This window comes from Stenotrophomonas sp. GD03930 (assembly GCF_029839665.1).
Classification (GTDB): Bacteria; Pseudomonadota; Gammaproteobacteria; order Xanthomonadales; family Xanthomonadaceae; genus Stenotrophomonas; species Stenotrophomonas forensis.
Window position 1 is genome coordinate 453934 of the sequence record NZ_JAOCAV010000003.1, and the last position, 16727, is coordinate 470660.

General features: G+C 65.5%; 10 protein-coding genes and 1 riboswitch. Of the genes, 3 read left to right on the top strand and 7 right to left on the bottom strand.

Annotated features, from left to right (window positions below):
• Nucleotides 1-23: 23 nt before the first annotated feature.
• Entirely contained in the window at nucleotides 24-1145 is a 1122-nt protein-coding gene (locus N5C18_RS17755) for an HDOD domain-containing protein (protein ID WP_053511390.1), read from the top strand.
• A gap of 61 nt (nucleotides 1146-1206) precedes the next feature.
• On the opposite strand, the gene N5C18_RS17760 is transcribed toward N5C18_RS17755, so the two are convergent.
• The 6 genes from N5C18_RS17760 to thiC all read right to left on the bottom strand — a co-directional run bounded on the left by N5C18_RS17760 (nucleotide 1207) and on the right by thiC (nucleotide 10730).
• A complete protein-coding gene (locus N5C18_RS17760) occupies nucleotides 1207-1416 on the bottom strand; it encodes a hypothetical protein (RefSeq protein ID WP_010483987.1) in 210 nt (69 codons plus the stop codon).
• A 170-nt stretch (nucleotides 1417-1586) separates the two neighbouring features.
• Nucleotides 1587-4469 (bottom strand): TonB-dependent receptor, encoded by a 2883-nt coding sequence (locus N5C18_RS17765; RefSeq protein WP_239544332.1) that lies wholly within the window; start codon nucleotides 4467-4469, stop codon nucleotides 1587-1589.
• 49 nt (nucleotides 4470-4518) lie between these two features.
• Nucleotides 4519-5418 carry a helix-turn-helix transcriptional regulator gene (locus N5C18_RS17770; protein WP_180880961.1) on the bottom strand — a complete coding sequence of 300 codons (900 nt, stop codon included), beginning with the start codon at nucleotides 5416-5418 and terminating at the stop codon, nucleotides 4519-4521.
• 115 nt (nucleotides 5419-5533) lie between these two features.
• Nucleotides 5534-7861, bottom strand: coding sequence for a winged helix-turn-helix domain-containing protein (locus N5C18_RS17775; protein ID WP_279945270.1), 2328 nt, complete (start codon nucleotides 7859-7861; stop codon nucleotides 5534-5536).
• A 259-nt stretch (nucleotides 7862-8120) separates the two neighbouring features.
• Nucleotides 8121-8792: an ion channel gene (locus tag N5C18_RS17780; RefSeq protein WP_279945271.1), complete on the bottom strand. Its 672-nt coding sequence runs from the start codon at nucleotides 8790-8792 to the stop codon at nucleotides 8121-8123.
• A gap of 93 nt (nucleotides 8793-8885) precedes the next feature.
• Complete coding sequence (gene thiC / locus N5C18_RS17785) at nucleotides 8886-10730, bottom strand: phosphomethylpyrimidine synthase ThiC (protein WP_053511394.1); 1845 nt, start codon at nucleotides 10728-10730, stop codon at nucleotides 8886-8888.
• Between the two features lie 82 nt (nucleotides 10731-10812).
• A riboswitch (TPP riboswitch) is annotated at nucleotides 10813-10914 on the bottom strand.
• A gap of 246 nt (nucleotides 10915-11160) precedes the next feature.
• On the opposite strand from thiC, the gene N5C18_RS17790 reads away from it, so the two are divergent.
• A complete protein-coding gene (locus N5C18_RS17790; RefSeq protein ID WP_008267394.1) occupies nucleotides 11161-12738 on the top strand; it encodes a BCCT family transporter in 1578 nt (525 codons plus the stop codon).
• A gap of 584 nt (nucleotides 12739-13322) precedes the next feature.
• Here the strand turns inward: N5C18_RS17790 and ggt are convergent.
• Nucleotides 13323-15041, bottom strand: a complete 1719-nt coding sequence (ggt, locus tag N5C18_RS17795) for a gamma-glutamyltransferase (protein WP_279945273.1) — start codon at nucleotides 15039-15041, stop codon at nucleotides 13323-13325.
• 688 nt (nucleotides 15042-15729) lie between these two features.
• On the opposite strand from ggt, the gene ilvC reads away from it, so the two are divergent.
• Nucleotides 15730-16704 (top strand): ketol-acid reductoisomerase, encoded by a 975-nt coding sequence (ilvC, locus tag N5C18_RS17800; RefSeq protein ID WP_008265163.1) that lies wholly within the window; start codon nucleotides 15730-15732, stop codon nucleotides 16702-16704.
• Nucleotides 16705-16727: the final 23 nt, after the last annotated feature.

The following is a 16727-nucleotide window of genomic DNA, read 5'->3' on the forward strand; positions in this document are numbered from 1 at the left end:
CGAGACAGCCAGGGGAATGTGTCGTGCGTATTCTGCTTGTTGGGGATGCAGCCAGCCTGCCGGCCGAGCTGACCGAATTCATTGCCGATCTTGGGGAAGACTGGCAACCGTTGACCGCCTCCGATGGCCAGGCTGCGATGACCGCGGTCGCCACGCAGGGCGTGGATGCGGTGATCGTCTGCCCGCAGCTGCCGGACCTCAATGCCACCACGCTGCTGGGCCAGATCCGGACCCTGCGCCCGGAAACCATCCGCATCGCGCTGGTGGATGCCCTGCATGGCAACCGGCCGCCACCGGCGCGCCTGATCGGCGTTGCCCATCGCTTCCTGCCGTTGCCGCTGGCACCGGAAGTGCTGCTGGAGGCGCTGACCAGCCTGGAAGAGCTGCGCGAGGTGCTGGACAGCCCACGCCTGCGCGATGCCATCGGCCGCATCGAGAAGCTGCCGTCGCCGCCGCACCTGTACCTGAGCCTGACCCAGGCGCTGGAGCACGACGACGATGCCGACAGCGCTGACGTCGCCAAGCTGGTCGCCGCCGATCCGGCCATCGCCGCCAAGGTACTGCAGTTGTCGAACTCGGCGTTCTTCAGCCAGGGCCGCACCATCTCCGACCTGCGCACCGCGGTGACCCGGCTGGGCCTGGCTACGCTGCGCGACCTGGTGCTGGCCAGCGAAGTGTTCTCGGCACCGACGCTGTCGACCGCCGAACGCAATTCGCTGCAGCAGCGCGCCCTGCTTGCCTCGCGGCTGGCCGCACGCCTGCTGCCCGAATCCAGCGCCGAACTGGGCGCGACCGCCGCCCTGCTGGCCGACATCGGCCTGCTGCTGCCCGGTGTGCGCAACGAACGTTCCGAACCGTCGCTGGCGGGAGATACGCGTCCCGGCCACGCCGAGGCGGGCGCCTATCTGCTGGGCCTGTGGGGCCTGCCGATGCCGATCATCGAAGCGGTGGCCTTCCACCTGCAGCCGCAGCGCGCCAATACGCGCAGCTTCTGGGTGACAGGTGCCGTGCACGTGGCATTGGCACTGGTCAACGGCGATCCGGTGGACGAGGACTACCTGCAGCGCGCGGGCGTGCTCAACAAGCTGCCGCAATGGCGCGAGCATGCCAATGCGTTGATGGGGCTGGTACCCAGCGACGCCTGAACCCGCCACTGCACCCCAGTGGAACTCAAGGGGCGCGCCTGACGGCGCGCCCTTTCCTGCATCAGCGCGCGCCGCAGGCATCCTGCACGCAGTGACGATACTGCAGATCGCACAGCACCTTCGACTTGCCCGCAGCCAGGCATTCCTGGCGAAGCTCCTCGCAGTACAGCCCGCCCCCACAGACGCCACCGGTCTGGGCGAACACCGCACCCACCAATGTTGCATAGATCAGTGCAGCAGCAGACAGTTTGTGCAACAGCGTGCTCTTCATCGCTCTCTCCATGTGCAAGTGTCCGCAAGTGGACCCGTCAACTGTGTTGATTACGACACGGCAGGAACGTGATTTCGCTCACCTTCCAACATGTTTCGGAATTCCCCTACAAATAAAGAGGGCGGGCCTTGCGGCCCGCCCTCCCATTACTGCTGTCGCACTTCGATCAATCAGAAGCGCTGGGTGTACTTCATGTAGTAGAAGCGACCGATATCGAAGCCACCGTAGTAGGAGAAGCTCGAGTTCGGCTGGCTGTACATGACCGGGCCTTCGTGGTTGAACACGTTGTTGGCACCGAGCGAGACAGTGGCCTGCCACGGCAGGTTGTAACGCACCTGCACGTCGTGGAAGGTGTTCGAACCGACCTTGCGGCTCGGCTGGCCCAGGGTATAGGCCGAGGTGAAGTCAGGCAGGTTGCACTCGGTATCGTAGGAGCACGGCTCCTTCATGCCCGAGTAGTAACGCACGCCCCAGTTCACGCCCAGGTTGCCCAGGGTCCAGTCGACATTGAGGTTCGAACGGACGCGGAAGTTGGCACCCCAATCGCCGGTCGCCCAGCTGGTGTGCTGCTCGACCGGGGTTTCGGCCTCGTTGTCACGCTTGTACTCGAGGTAATCGACGTAGGTGGTCTTCCAGTCGATGACGAACTTGCCGAAGGAGAACTCCGGCAGGCGGTACTTGACGCCCAGGTCGTAACCTGCGGTTTCCTGGTAGCCACCGTTGATCAGGGTACGGGTGACGTCGACCACCTGGTTGACGGTGCGGCCGTCGGTGCCGCGTTCGAAACGCTCACATGCCGACGCCACGCCCAGCACGTAGCACTGGTTGAGGATCGAGGTCACCGACTCGGCGGCGATCACGTTGTTGATGCGGATCTTCCACCAGTCCAGGCTGACGTCCAGGCCCTGCACGAAGTTCGGGCTGTACACCAGGCCTGCGGTCCAGGTCTTGGAGGTTTCCGGCTTCAGTTCCGGGTTGGAGCCCGACTCGAAGGCGCTGTAGGACTGGGTGCCCGGGCCGGTCGACTGCGCACCGCCGGAGGTGATCTGGCGGAAGTTGGCCGGAACGCCGCCCGCCTGGCAGGCTGCGGCCACCGACGGGTTGCGCGCGGCCGAGCCGAAGCTGCTGTCGCACGGATCGGTGTAGGCGTCGAAGGTCTGCGACGTGCCACCGTACATGTTGGAGATGCTCGGGGCGCGGAAGCCGGTCGAGTAGGTCGCACGCACCAGCAGGTCGTCGATCGGCTTCCACTTCAGGCCGAACTTGCTGTTGATGGTGTCACCGAAGGTGTTGTAGTCCGAGTAGCGGCCGGCCATGTCGAGCGACAGCTCCTTGGCGAACGGCATGTCGGCCAGCACCGGCACGTTCAGTTCGACGTAGAACTCGTCGAGCTTGTAGCTGCCCTTGGTCGGCTTGCCGGCCAGGTCGGTGCTCAGGCCCGACTGCAGCAGCGCATCCGGGTTGTACTCGCCGCTTTCTTCGCGGTGCTCGTAACCGGCCGCGATGGCCAGCTCACCGGCCGGCAGCGAGAACAGCGAGCCACCGATGTTGGCGCTGTAGGCCTTGGTGGTGTTGGTGTAGGTGTCGTGGCTCGGCAGGTACAGGTAGGCCTGCAGGGCCGGATCGGCCAGCGAGCCGTTGCCGGTCGAGCCGTACGGTGCCAGCGGATTCCACGGGGTGCAGCCGGCGATGACGTGGCCCGGGGTGCCGCAACGGGCAACGTCGCCGTCCATGAAGGACGGGCCGACCGCATTCTGCACGTTCGGGATGAACAGGTTGCCGGTGCCGGTCTTCACGCCCTTGTTCTGGTTGTAGACGTAACCCACGTCCCAGTCCCAGAACTTGTCGCCGAACTCGAACGAACCTTCCAGGCCGGCCGAGAAGCGGAAGGTCTCCTGCTCGGATTCGGTCTGGCGCGGCACTTCGGAGGTACGACGGATGAATTCCGCGTCCTTGCCCAGCGGGTTGTAGATGCTGTCGGCCGACAGCGGGGTGCCGTAGACCTCGGACTGGTACGGGTAGCCGGCAATCTGCTGGGTGGCCGTACGCTTGGTGTACAGCACGTTCGCGGTGGCGCGGATGTTGTCGGTCAGGTCGTAGTTGCCATTGGCGAACACCGAACGACGGGTCAGCTTGTTCTGCAGCCACATTTCCTGGCTGGCATTGGTGTAGTCAGCCGTGCCGAACTCGCGGAAATCGGCCATGGTGTTGCCCGAGCCGTTGTTGCCGCGGGTGTACCAGACGTCGTCGTTCGCGTCCTTCGGGGTGCCCATGTCATCAATCAGCACGCCGTGGTTGGACGCCGGCGACCAGCCGTTGGCATCCGAATCGGTCGGGTTCGGGTGGAAGCGACCGTTCGGGTAGCGGCTGAAGGAACGATCCTTCGCCCAGACCGGATCTTCCTTGCTGTACTCGGCACCGAAGGTGATCGAGCCGCGCTCACCGGTCTGGCCGTAGACGAAGTTGTAGACCTGCTTCTCGCCGTCGCCCTGGCCGTACTGGCCGCCGTAGACGCTGGCTTCCAGGCCGTCGAAGTTCTTGCGGGTGATGATGTTGATCACGCCGGCGATGGCGTCGGAGCCGTAGATCGCCGAGGCGCCGTCGGTCAGCACTTCAATGCGCTCGACCACCGAGGTCGGGATGGAAGCCAGGTCGGTGTAGCCGCCGGTGCTGACGCCCATGCGCTTGCCGTCCAGCAGCACCAGGGTGCGCTCCGGGCCCAGGCCGCGCAGGTCGACGTACTGGCCGCCCACTTCTTCGCCCGAGGTCAGGGCGTCGGCACGGCTGATGGCCGGCGAACCGGTCGCCGACAGGTTCTGCACGATATCGCCGACGCTGGTGAAGCCCTGCTTCTCGATGTCGGCGCGCTGCAGCGCGATCACGGGCTGCGCGGTTTCCATGCTCGCCTGGCGGATGCGCGAGCCGGTGACCGAAATGCGGTCCAGGTCGGTCGTGGCCTTCGCTTCCTGGGCGGAAGCAAAGGCCGGCGCCAGCGCCAGCGCGATGCCGGCGGGCAGCAGGCCGAGCCGCACTGCGGGATTACAAACGTTCATCTATCTCTCCAAGGTACGTGTTAGCAGCGTGTTAAAACACCCCAGCACGTTACGATTGCGTTGCGACGCTGTATTTGCGCGACCCAACCAGAGACTTTGCAGAATGTGGCGGCAGAACCCCGCCGTTTTCGCGGAAGCGCGAAGCGGATTGGCCATAGCGGGCGCGGAAGGCGCGGGCGAAGCTGCAGCAGTTGTCGAATCCGCTGGCTGCGGCAACCTCACCCACCATCATGTCGGTGTCACGCAGCAGATCGGCGGCCCGTTCCAGGCGCAACCGTGCCGAAAGCGACTGAGGACTCTCTTCGTAGAGGCTCTGGAAGGTCTTGGAGAGATACCAGCTGGAGAAGTTGGTCAGCTCGGCCAACTCACCGATGCGCACCACGCGATGGCTGTTGCCCTCCAGGTACAGCCTTGCGCGCTGCATGCGCCCGAACACCTGCCGCTTGCGGCTGCGCGAGCGCCCCGGGCAGCGCTGCACGTTCTCGGCCAGGCCCCGCTGCAGGCTTGCCAGATGCAGCAGCAGCGGCCTCAGTGCATGGGCCGGCTGGCCACTGGCCAGCGCATCGCGCCACAGCCGCAGGCCCACCCGGGCGTCGCTGCGGTTCAGGCGGCCACGACCGGCATACAGGCCACAGTCGGCCATCTCGGTCAGCACCCGCAGCGCTTCGATGTTCAGGTTCAGGCCCACGCACAACCCGTTGCGGCCCGCCTGCACCAGCGGCCGGGACTCCTTCTCGAATGCGATCCACTCGCCCTGGCGCAGCCGGAAGCGACCTTCCTTGGCTTCGACCCAGGAACTGCCACGCACCTGCATCCAGACCGTGAAGCTGCTTCCCGCCGTCTGCAGGCTGCCCAGCCGGGCGACGCCCAGGCAGGTCGGCGTGCCTTCATCGAGGGACTTGTCGAGAGAGACGGTTTGGCCGCGATCGGCCAGCGAGAGTTGACGCATGGGGGCACCACGGATTTGCCTAGTACAGGCCTCCGTTTTGCCCAATCGGGCGGCAGCGCGTCAGGAAAGTCTGCCGAGATCGCCACGAATTCGCGGCGAGAACGGCACGAAAAAATTACGAAGAAAAATTCTTCTTGAAAATCAAAAGCCTGGAGAACGCCGGAAACAGCGTCGGCGCCGGCGGAGGCAGCTGCATGACGCCGATGTCGGCACCATCGCTCACGGCCAGGGCCACGTACAGATCACGACCATCGGCGCTGGCACTGATCCCGTTGCCCGCGCTGAGCCGTTGTGCATCCAGGCAACGCTCCGGGGCCTCGACACCGGCCTCGATGCGGACCAGGGTCGTGCCACACCGGGTGGAGGTTCCCAGGTAGCCGACAGCGCCACTGCCGGCGACCGTCCAGGTGCGATAACGCCAGCGGCTCGGCCGGTCCTCGCTGATCTGGCGCACGCTGGCCGACGAAAGCGCCGGATCGACCGACCACAGTCCGCCAGCCGCCAGGCGCGTGAACAGCACCCGCCCGCTGCCACGATCGAAACGGGCCTGCGATACCCCGTCGATGCTGGCCAGCCGGCGCCAAGGCTGGATACTGCGATCGAACAGGCTCAACCGGGTGCGCTGGTCCGCATCGCGTTCAACCACCAGCAGCTGGTCCTCGGTTGCACCGTACAGGGCCTGCAGCGGCTGCTCCGCCGGCACCGGCAACGCCTGCAGGCGCTCATCTCGCGGTGAGATCTCGTAGATCACCGTGCGCCCGTGTTCATCGCGCCCCACCACCAGCAGGTGGCGGCTGTCGGCGGCCCAGTCCGGCGCCTGCCGCCCCTCCGGCCGCATGCCCTCGATCGGCCGCAACGAGTCCGGCCGCTGCATGTCGGCCCACCACAGATCGAAACTGCCGGAACGATCGGAGGTGAAGACCAGCTGCCGGCCATCGGGCGCTGCCATCGGCTGGCCATCGCGGCCACTGGAAGCGAACAGGCGCTGCGCGCTGCCGCCATCGGTCGGCACCTTGAACACACCGAACTGCGCACGCCGGTGGACGAACGCCAGCACCCCGCCATGCCGCGACACCGCAGGCCACTGCGCATCGTCCAGGCCGGCGTCACGCAGCGTGCGGCGTTCAACATCGAGGTAGTACAGGCGCGCCTCGCTGTCGACACGCCGCCCGAACACGATGGTGCGGCCATCATCGACCCACGCCCAGCCCCGCTGCTCGGCCGCTTCGTTGGTCAGCTGCTCCGGGACGCCGCCACCGGCCGGCATCCGCCACAGGTCGCCCATCTGCGGATTACGCACGAACACCAGCCACTTGCCGTCCGGCGAGTAGCGCGGCGCATAGTCGAAGTCGTCCGCATCGACGCTGTAGTCCAGGGCATTCCATTGACCACTGGCCAGGTCCAGCACCCGGATGCCGCGATGCGCATACCGCCCGACCATGCTGCCGAATACCAGCCCACGGCCGTCGGGGGTCCAGTCGAAACTGAGCAGTTCGGTGCCGTCACAGCGTGTCGCCTGGCGCAGCGCGCCGCCCGTAGCGCTGGCAATCAGCACCTGGCAGCCGCCTTCGGCACTGAATCGTGCAAAGGCGATCTCGCGGCCATCCGGCGACCAGCTGGGAAAACGATCGCTGGCGCCCACCGGGGGGGCCAGCAACTGGCGCGCGGGCGCATTGCCCGAGGTCTGCACCTTGATCGCTCCGCCGCCCTTGCCGTCCTCGTTGGCACCTTCGTAGGCGACCTGGGAACCATCGGGAGAGAGTGTTGGATAGGTCTCAAAACCACTGGTCGCGGTAATCAGCCGGTAGGGCCGCTGCGGGCTGCCGATCACGCGGACACCGTTCTCGACAGCCGCATCCACCGGCGAACTCGCCACCGGGGCCCGGCGCAGCAGCAGCATCGTCAGCACGATCACCGCCGCCAGCATCAACAGGCCTGCCACCAGCAGCACCTTGCGCCGGACCTGGCGCCAGGTCCGGCGCAGGCCCGGTGCCGGCACCGCGATGCCGACGGGAACCACACCTGCGGCGCCTGCCAGCGCCAGCGGCGGATCGGCGATCTCACCGATCTCCATCGCAGGCTCGGGCGCTTCCAGCACCTGGACCGGAACCAGCAGCCGGTAGCCGCTCTTGGCGATGGTCTCGATATAGGCCTGGCCGTTGTCGTCGTCGTTGGCAAATGCCTTGCGCAGCTGCGTGACCGCCTGGGTCAACACGTCGTTGGTCGGCAGCGTGTCAGGCCACACTTCGGCAAACAGCTCCTCGCGGGTGACCACCCGGCCGGGCTGCCGCAGCAGCACGCGCAGCACGCCCAGCGCCTTCGGTGTCAGCCGGCGTGGACGACGCGCACCCGCAACTTCGACCTCTCGCGAGGACAAAGTGACGACGCATTCGCCAACCTGGATGCGGTCGGCCTCGGGCGGCTGTGTTTCGCTGCTGTTCATTTTCCGATATACAGTAGGGACGGGCCTGGGCAGGTTTCACCAGCGATACCGTCCCCATGCAGGGACAACAAAAAGCCAGATTCCGCACAAAGCATCGGCGCATACCGCAAAAACAATTACGCGTACCGATATTAGCCTAAGCCGGTTACCCCGCCTATGACGGGGTCGACACTCAGGCTCTCTCTCGCCGACGCATTCACATAATCTGCATCACCATTCGCGCCCCTGTGGGCGCGAAATTTTTATCTGGCGTTCATTTTCACATGCGCCGGAGCATCGTCAGTCCGACCAGTCGTGAAACCACCAGCGCGACATACATGACGCCCGCGAACTGTTCCAGCATGACCAGTGCCCGCGCCTGCGGATGCAGCGGCACCACATCGCTCAATCCCACCCCGGACAACAAGCTGAAGCTCAGATAAAGCAATTCCATCCAGCTGCGCTGCGGCCCCTCGCCCGTGCCCTGGAAACTGCCCGGGTACCACTGCTGGCAGACCGCGAACGTAAACGCGAACGCCCAGGCCAGCAGGGTGAAAGTCGCGCCGGCCGCAAACAGCTCATCGCGGGTGACTTTATGGTCCTGCAGCATGTAGGCGATCAGCGCACCGGCCGTGTAGAAGTACAGCAGGCTCTCCAGCAGCTGCGCCGTGGTCAGCAGCGCGCTGCGGTCCAGCAGGGCGCCGGCCAGCGAGAACACTACCGAGGGGATCGCCAGCAGCAGCGCCAGCCAGGTGCCCAACGGACTGCGCTGCACCACCCACAGGGCAAGGCCAAGCACCGCCATCCCGAACATGCCCAGCGCCGCGCGGCCGGCGGCGGTGTCATCCAGGGCGGGATACAGCAGCACCGCCAGCAGTTGTGCACCCAGCAGCCAGACCGAGGGATGGCGGCGGGCAATGGCCAGCCAGCGGGTGGTCATGGCAACAGGCATGGCGTCCTTTCCCCGGGGTGATGGGCGGAGGATAGCCGGACGCGGCGTGATGAGCGGTCGTGCCGGCTGCTGGCCGGCACGCCCCTTCGCGCATCACCCCTGGTGGTACACCTCGGCACCGGCGGCGCGGAATTGCTCCGACTTCTCCTTCATGCCGGCCTCGGCGTAGTCACGCACGTCCTGGGTGATCTTCATCGAGCAGAAGTGCGGGCCGCACATCGAACAGAAGTGGGCCAGCTTGTGCGCGTCCTTCGGCAGGGTCTCATCATGGAACTCCTTGGCCTTCTCCGGATCCAGGCCAAGATGGAACTGGTCCTCCCAGCGGAATTCGAAGCGCGCCTTGCTCAGCGCGTTGTCGCGCACCTGCGCACCCGGGTGGCCCTTGGCGAGGTCGGCCGCATGCGCGGCGATGCGGTAAGCCATGATGCCGTCGCGCACATCCTGGCGGTTGGGCAGGCCCAGGTGCTCCTTCGGCGTCACGTAGCAGAGCATGGCGGTACCGAACCAGCCGATCATCGCCGCGCCGATCGCACTGGTGATGTGGTCGTAGCCGGGTGCGATGTCGGTGGTCAGCGGCCCCAGCGTGTAGAACGGCGCTTCGCCGCACTCGCGCAGCTGCTTGTCCATGTTCTCCTTGATCAGCTGCATCGGCACGTGGCCGGGGCCTTCGATCATGGTCTGCACGTCGTGCCTCCAGGCAATCTTCGTCAGCTCGCCCAGCGTTTCCAGTTCGCCGAACTGCGCTGCATCGTTGGCATCGGCGATGCAGCCCGGGCGCAGGCCGTCGCCCAGCGAGAAGGTCACGTCGTAGGCCTTCATGATCTCGCAGATTTCTTCGAAATGCGTGTAGAGGAAGTTCTCCCTGTGATGTGCCAGGCACCACTTGGCCATGATCGAACCACCACGGCTGACGATGCCGGTCACCCGCTTGGCGGTGAGCGGCACATAGCGCAGCAGCACCCCGGCATGGATGGTGAAGTAATCCACGCCCTGCTCGGCCTGCTCGATCAGCGTGTCGCGGAAGATCTCCCAGGTGAGTGCCTCGGCGCGGCCGTCAACCTTCTCAAGCGCCTGGTAGATCGGCACGGTACCGATCGCCACCGGCGAGTTGCGGATGATCCATTCGCGGGTTTCGTGGATGTGCTTGCCGGTGGACAGGTCCATCACCGTGTCGCCGCCCCAGCGGATCGCCCACACCAGCTTCTCCACCTCCTCGGCGATGCCGGAGGACACCGCGCTGTTGCCGATGTTGGCGTTGATCTTGGTGAGGAAGTTGCGGCCGATGATCATCGGCTCGCTTTCCGGATGGTTGATGTTGTTGGGCAGCACCGCACGGCCGCGGGCGATCTCGTCGCGCACGAATTCCGGAGTGATGATCTTCTGGATCGACGCCCCGAACGCCTCGCCCGGATGCTGCTGCAGCAGGCCGGCGTCGCGGATCGCTTCCAGCCGCTGGTTCTCACGGATGGCGACGAATTCCATTTCCGGCGTGATGATGCCGCGCCGCGCGTAATGCATCTGCGTGACGTTGGCGCCGGCGCGTGCACGGCGCGGCAGGCTGCGTGCAGGGAAGCGCACCGCATCGAGCTTCGGGTCATGCTCGCGATCGCGACCGAATGAAGAACTCAGGCCTTCGAGCTGCTCGGTGTCGCCGCGCTCTTCCACCCAGCCGCGACGCAGCGCCGGCAAGCCAGCGGACAGATCGATGCGCACTTCCGGATCGGTATACGGGCCCGACGTGTCGTAGACCGTGACCGGTGCATTCTCTTCGCCGCCGAACAGCGTCGGCGTGCGGGTCAGCGCGATCTCGCGCATCGGCACCTGCAGGTCCGGGCGCGAGCCGGGCACGTGGATCTTGCGCGAGCCGGGAATGGGCCGGGTCACGGATTCGGAGAGTTGCTGGGCCTGTTGCTGCAGGGCAGAGAGCTGTGCGTTCATCGGGCATCGTCCAGGAAGGTCAGGGACGAAGCGGCGGCGCACTGCCGCCACGCGCGGACGGTCCCTGGGCGGAGTCCGGGCATGGCAGCATTGCAAAGCTTCCCTACGCCGGTATGAGCCGGATCAGGTTCCAAGGGACTGTCTCAACCGTGGCCGTTTGGCCGCGGTACCCCCGCTTCTTGCTGCGCATTAGAGCATAGAAAGCACTGCAGCTCATGACCGTTGCAGCCGCGCATCGCGTGGATTCGTTGTTTCTGTACTAACAGAGCCGTGACATCGCGTTCAGTAACGTGCACGTCCGTCGCATTCCAGCGACCGATGCTTCCTTCGCCGCCGACGCGGCCCCTGCCCGGCTCGCGCTGCACGCCGCCGGCCCCTCGCTGCAAGCTCTGCTCGCTCCCCTCAATCCCTTGATCGGAGAAGCTCCTTCATGGTGTTTCGCATTTCCATCGCACTGGTGCTCGTCCTGGTGCTGCTGGCTGGCTTCGCGCCCGGCCCGTTCAATACCGTCGTCCAGTCGGTACTCGCCGATGTCATCCGCAGTGTCGGTTGGCTCTATCTTCTGGTCGTGTTCCTGGCGCTGACCTTCCTGATGTACCTGGCCTTCGGTCGTTTCGGCAACCTGCGCATCGGCGGTGAAGATGCCGAACCGGAGTTCTCGCGCGCCAGCTGGATGTCGATGCTGTTCGCCGCAGGCATGGGCATCGGCCTGGTGTTCTGGGGCGCCGCCGAGCCGATTTCCCACTTCACCAAGCCACCGGAAGGCCTGGCCCCGCAGAGCATGGACGCGGCGCGGGCTTCGATGCGCTATGCATTCTTCCATTGGGGCCTGCACCCCTGGGCAATCTACGCGCTGATCGGCCTGGCGATGGCCTGGTTCCAGTTCAACCGCAACGGCCGCGGCCTGGTCAGCGACATGCTGCAGCCGATCATCGGCCGCCACCATCGCGGCTGGATCGGGCGCGTGGTCAACATTGCAGCGGTCGTTGCCACTGCGATTGGCGTGGCCACCACGCTGGGCTTCGGCACCATCCAGATCGCTGCCGGCATGGAGCGCGTGTTCGGCCTGCACGCGGGCGTGCCCCTGCAGCTGACCATCATCGCCATCGCGTTCGTGCTGTACATGGCGTCCACCGCCAGTGGCGTGGAGCGCGGAGTGAAGTGGCTGTCCAACTTCAACCTTGCGCTGGCCGCGCTGCTGGCCGCCACCGTACTGGTGCTGGGCCCGACCGGATTCATCTTCGATACGTTCACCACCACCCTGGGCTCGTACCTCAACCAGCTGGTGACGATGAGTCTGCGCATGTCGCCGTTCTCGGGCAGCACCTGGGTGGCGGACTGGACCATCTTCTACTGGGCGTGGTGGATTTCCTGGGCTCCGTTCGTCGGCTCGTTCATCGCGCGTATCTCGCGCGGACGCAGTGTCCGCGAGTTCGTCATCGGCGTGGTGCTGGCACCGACCGTGCTGGGCTTCTTCTGGTTCGCGGTGTTTGGCGGCACCGCGCTGTGGGCGCAGATCTTCGGCCATGCCGATCTGGTACAGGCACTGGGCAACGGCTATGAAACGGTGCTGTTCACCCTGTTTGACAGCATGCCGCTGCCCTTGCTGCTTTCCTGCATCGCGCTGGTGCTGCTGATGATCTTCTTCGTGACATCGGCCGATTCGGCGGTGCTGGTGCTGGCCAGCATGTCCACCGATGAAGCGGGCGATCCGCCGTTGAAGCGCAAGCTGGCCTGGGGCATCGCGGTGGCATTGATCGCAGCGGCGCTGCTGCTGGCGGGCGGCCTGGATGCGCTGCAGGGCATGATCACGATCGCGGCATTGCCATTTGCGCTGCTGATGGTGCTGGTGATGGTGTCGCTGTACCGGGTGCTGGACCAGGAGTACACGCGCGAGCGGCGGCAGGCACAGCGCCAGCGGCACATGATCGATGCGTGGATAGCGCGCGAGATGGCAGCGCAGGAAGAGACGCAGGCGGAGGCGGCACGCGCGCAGGATTCGGATTGAGGGTGTTTTGCAGCCTGCGGCTGCACCGCTTTTTTCAAGCAAAGGCCAAGGTCAAAATCAAAAGCGGCTCTGGGTTGCTGCTGGTTGGGCGGGGCGGTGTGGGTGGGCAGGACACGCCGTAAACCCCCAGACCGGCCCAGCCGCTGGCGGCTGTGCGTTCGGGCGCTTGCGAAGCAGTGCTTCGCAAGCAAAGCGCCCTCACCCCTGGGGGCTCGATGGCGCCATCCATGGCGCCAACGGTCCTGCCCACCCACACCGCCCCACCCCCGACAGATTTCCGGTGACGGTGGTAGATCCACGCCATGCGTGGATGTTTTGTATCGGAAAACGGATCCGACCCCAACCCACAGCGCGCGGCTGTTGCTGTTGCTTTTGATCTTCTTCTTTCTCTTCCTGCGGTGGCGGCCCTAGGAAACTGTCAGAGGCCGGGCGGGTGGGCTGGGCGGGGGTGTCAGCCGCATGGATGCGGCTGCCAAGCCTCCAGGGACGGATTCATGGCGTCCCCCGACCAGCCCACCCGCCCGGCCAAGCCCCGTATCACTGCCATCACCGCAGAGGGGGCTGCGCCCGGTGGCCGGGAAACCTCAATACCCCGCCGCCTGCCCATCCTTGCGGCTCTCCGACGCACCGTAGTAAACGCCGGTTTCGGGATCACGCATGATCGCCTGGTACCCGCCATACGGGCCGTCGGCGAATACGATGCGATGCCCCTTGCGCATCAGCGCACGCACCGTCTCGTACGGGAATCCGGTTTCCAGATTCACTTCGCCGCCATCGGTCATCGCCGTGGCCTGCCCGGTGGGTTCGGTCGAGCCCTCGTGCTGGATGCGCGGCGCATCACCAGCTTCCTGCAGGTTCATGCCGAAGTCCACCAGGTTCATCACGATCTGCGCGTGCCCCTGCGGCTGCATCGCACCGCCCATGACGCCGAAGCTGGCGTAGGGCTTGCCGTCCTTGGTGATGAAGGCCGGGATGATGGTCTGGAACGGACGCTTGCCCGGTGCATAGCCGTTGGGATGATTCTTCTGCAGCACGAACATCTCGCCGCGATCCTGCAGGATGAACCCCAGCCCTGGCGGCGCCATGCCGCTGCCCATGCCACGGTAATTGGACTGGATCAGCGACACCATCATGCCGTCGGCGTCGGCCACGGTCATGTAGATGGTGTCGCCCTCTTCCAGCTGTTTCGGTGTGCCCGGCTGCACTTCCTTCAACGCCTTGTCCATCGAGATCAGCGCGCGGCGCTGCGCGGCGTACTCCTTGGAAATCAGCTTCTGCACCGGCGCCGGCTGGAACGCCATGTCGGCGTAGAAGCGCGCACGGTCGGCGAAGGCCAGCTTCTTCGCTTCCACGAACAGGTGCACGTGTTCCGGTGAGCCGAATGGAATCTTCGAGAAATCGTAGCCTTCCAGCACGTTGAGGATCTGCAGGGCGGCGATGCCCTGGCTGTTCGGCGGCAGTTCCCACACGTCGTAGCCGCGGTAGCTGCTGCTGACCGGCTCGACCCACTCACCGTGGTGGTCGGCCATGTCCTGGTAGCTCAGGTAACCACCATTGGCCTTGAAGTAATCGCCGATGGTGCGGGCGATATCACCCTTGTAGAAGGCGTCGCGCCCGCCATCGGCGATCTTCTGCAGGGTGCTGGCCAGGTTCGGGTTCTTCCACATCTCGCCCTTGCGCGGGGCGTGGCCGTTGATCGTGAACTGCTCCTTGAAGCCCGGGTACTGCGACAGCTTGGGCACCGAGCGATCCCAGTAGTAGGCGATCACTTCGGCCACCGGATGGCCCTCGCGGGCGTAGCGGATGGCCGGGGCCAGGTTTTCGGCCATCGGCGTGCGGCCGAAGCGCTCGTGCAGCGCGAACCAGCCGTCCACCGCGCCCGGTACCGACACCGGCAGCGGGCCGGTGGCCGGGATGTCCTTCAGGCCACGGCGCTGGAACTCGGCCAGGGTCAGCGACTTCGGCGAGCGGCCCGAACCGTTGTAGCCATACAGCTTCTGCGTCTTCGGGTCCCAGACGATGGCGAACAGGTCGCCGCCGATGCCGTTGCCCGTGGGCTCCATCAGGCCGAGTGCAGCGTTGGCGGCGATTGCCGCGTCCACCGCCGAACCGCCCTTCTTCATCACGTCCAGCGCGATCTGGGTGGCCAGCGGCTGCGAGGTCGCCGCCATGGCGTGGGGCGCGATCACCTCCGAACGGGTGGCGAAGGTGTGGCCGGTGATGCGGTCGGCGGCGTAAGACAGTGCGGGCACGGTGGCCAGCACGGCGGCGGCCAGCAGGGTACGGGCGAGACGTCGGGACACGGTCAGGTTCCGATGGAAGGGTGGTCCCCGATCTTCGCCGCTGCGGCCTTCACGCGGTATCGGGCAGAGGTCATGGGCGAAGGCCTTTGGTGGGTTCGGACCAAGGTCCGCACCCAGCAAGGCGAATACAACCCGGAATCCGCGCAAAAACTGCCCTGAAAAGAGTGAATTCGGGTTCACCGAAACACTTTCAGCGGCAACCATCCTTGCGCCACAAGCGATTGCGCTCGATGCAGCGGAAACCGAAAAAAATTCTGTCGCGAGGGTTGACATCGCCAAAACGGCTGTGTTTCTCTCGATCACATGTTGCATCACAACACGCCACCGCGAACCCCCATCGAAGCCGCCGACACCGGCGCCGCATCGCTGCGTTCGATTCTTGTGCTCGTACTTATTACCCAACCCACAGGTGCGGGACGAGCCAGCGTGTAAGCAACAAACACACCGGAACTCATCAAAAACCCGCACCCGCCCCGGTGCGGGTTTTTTCATTTCAGGACCTGGTTTCAGACGCAACCACCATGAACAACGCCACCTTCAAAACCAGGACCCACACCACCACGACGCCTCGTGGTGGCTGTGCCTGTGCGATGCGCGGCACCTCCTCCACCGCTTTCCCCTGACCGGCCGGCACGTCACCTCGACGACCGGCCGTTCTTTTTTCTTCCCACCGCAAGGAACCTCCCCCATGAGCACCAACGACCTGCCCCAGACCAAGATCGCCGTCATCGGCTACGGCAGCCAGGGCCGCGCCCACGCACTGAACCTGCGCGAATCCGGCTTCGACGTGGTGGTAGGCCTGCGTCCGGGCGGCCCGACCGAGGTCAAGGCGCAGGCCGACGGCTTCACCGTGAAAGCACCGGCCGAAGCGGTGAAGGACGCCGACCTGGTCGCCGTGCTGACCCCGGACATGGTGCAGAAGAAGCTCTACGACGACGTGCTGGCGCCGAACATGAAGCAGGGCGCGGTGCTGTTGTTCGCGCACGGCCTGAACGTGCACTTCGACATGATCAAGCCGCGCGAGGACCTGGACGTGGTGCTGGTCGCGCCGAAGGGCCCGGGCGCGCTGGTGCGCCGCGAGTATGAAATCGGCCGCGGCGTGCCGTGCATCTGGGCGGTCTACCAGGACAAGAGCGGCAAGGCCGCCGACTACGCCCTGGCCTATGCCGGTGGCCTGGGCGGCGCCCGCGCCAACCTGATCCAGACCACCTTCAAGGAAGAAACCGAGACCGATCTGTTCGGTGAACAGGCGGTGCTGTGCGGCGGCGCCTCGGCACTGGTGCAGGCCGGTTTCGAGACCCTGGTCGAAGCCGGCTACCAGCCGGAGATCGCCTACTACGAAGTGCTGCACGAACTGAAGCTGATCGTCGACCTGTTCTACGAAGGCGGCATCTCGCGCATGCTGGAATTCATTTCCGAGACCGCGCAGTACGGCGACTACGTCAGCGGCCCGCGCGTGATCGACGCCGGTACCAAGGCGCGCATGAAGGAAGTGCTGAAGGACATCCAGGACGGCACCTTCACCAAGAACTGGGTGGCCGAGTACGAAGCGGGCCTGCCGAACTACAACAAGTTCAAGCAGGCCGACCTGGAGCACCCGATCGAAAAGGTGGGCAAGGAACTGCGCGCCAAGATGGTCTGGTTGCAAGGACAGGCCGCGTAACCACGCGGCCCTCCCCCACCCGC

Coding starts and splice junctions, on each gene's coding strand:
- thiC (WP_053511394.1), bottom strand. CDS start 10,730: ATGAACGCACAGCTCTCTGCCCTGCAGCAACAGGCCCAGCAACTCTCC.
- N5C18_RS17780 (WP_279945271.1), bottom strand. CDS start 8,792: ATGCCTGTTGCCATGACCACCCGCTGGCTGGCCATTGCCCGCCGCCAT.
- N5C18_RS17760 (WP_010483987.1), bottom strand. CDS start 1,416: ATGAAGAGCACGCTGTTGCACAAACTGTCTGCTGCTGCACTGATCTAT.
- N5C18_RS17775 (WP_279945270.1), bottom strand. CDS start 7,861: ATGAACAGCAGCGAAACACAGCCGCCCGAGGCCGACCGCATCCAGGTT.
- N5C18_RS17770 (WP_180880961.1), bottom strand. CDS start 5,418: ATGCGTCAACTCTCGCTGGCCGATCGCGGCCAAACCGTCTCTCTCGAC.
- N5C18_RS17765 (WP_239544332.1), bottom strand. CDS start 4,469: ATGAACGTTTGTAATCCCGCAGTGCGGCTCGGCCTGCTGCCCGCCGGC.
- N5C18_RS17790 (WP_008267394.1), top strand. CDS start 11,161: ATGGTGTTTCGCATTTCCATCGCACTGGTGCTCGTCCTGGTGCTGCTG.
- ilvC (WP_008265163.1), top strand. CDS start 15,730: ATGAGCACCAACGACCTGCCCCAGACCAAGATCGCCGTCATCGGCTAC.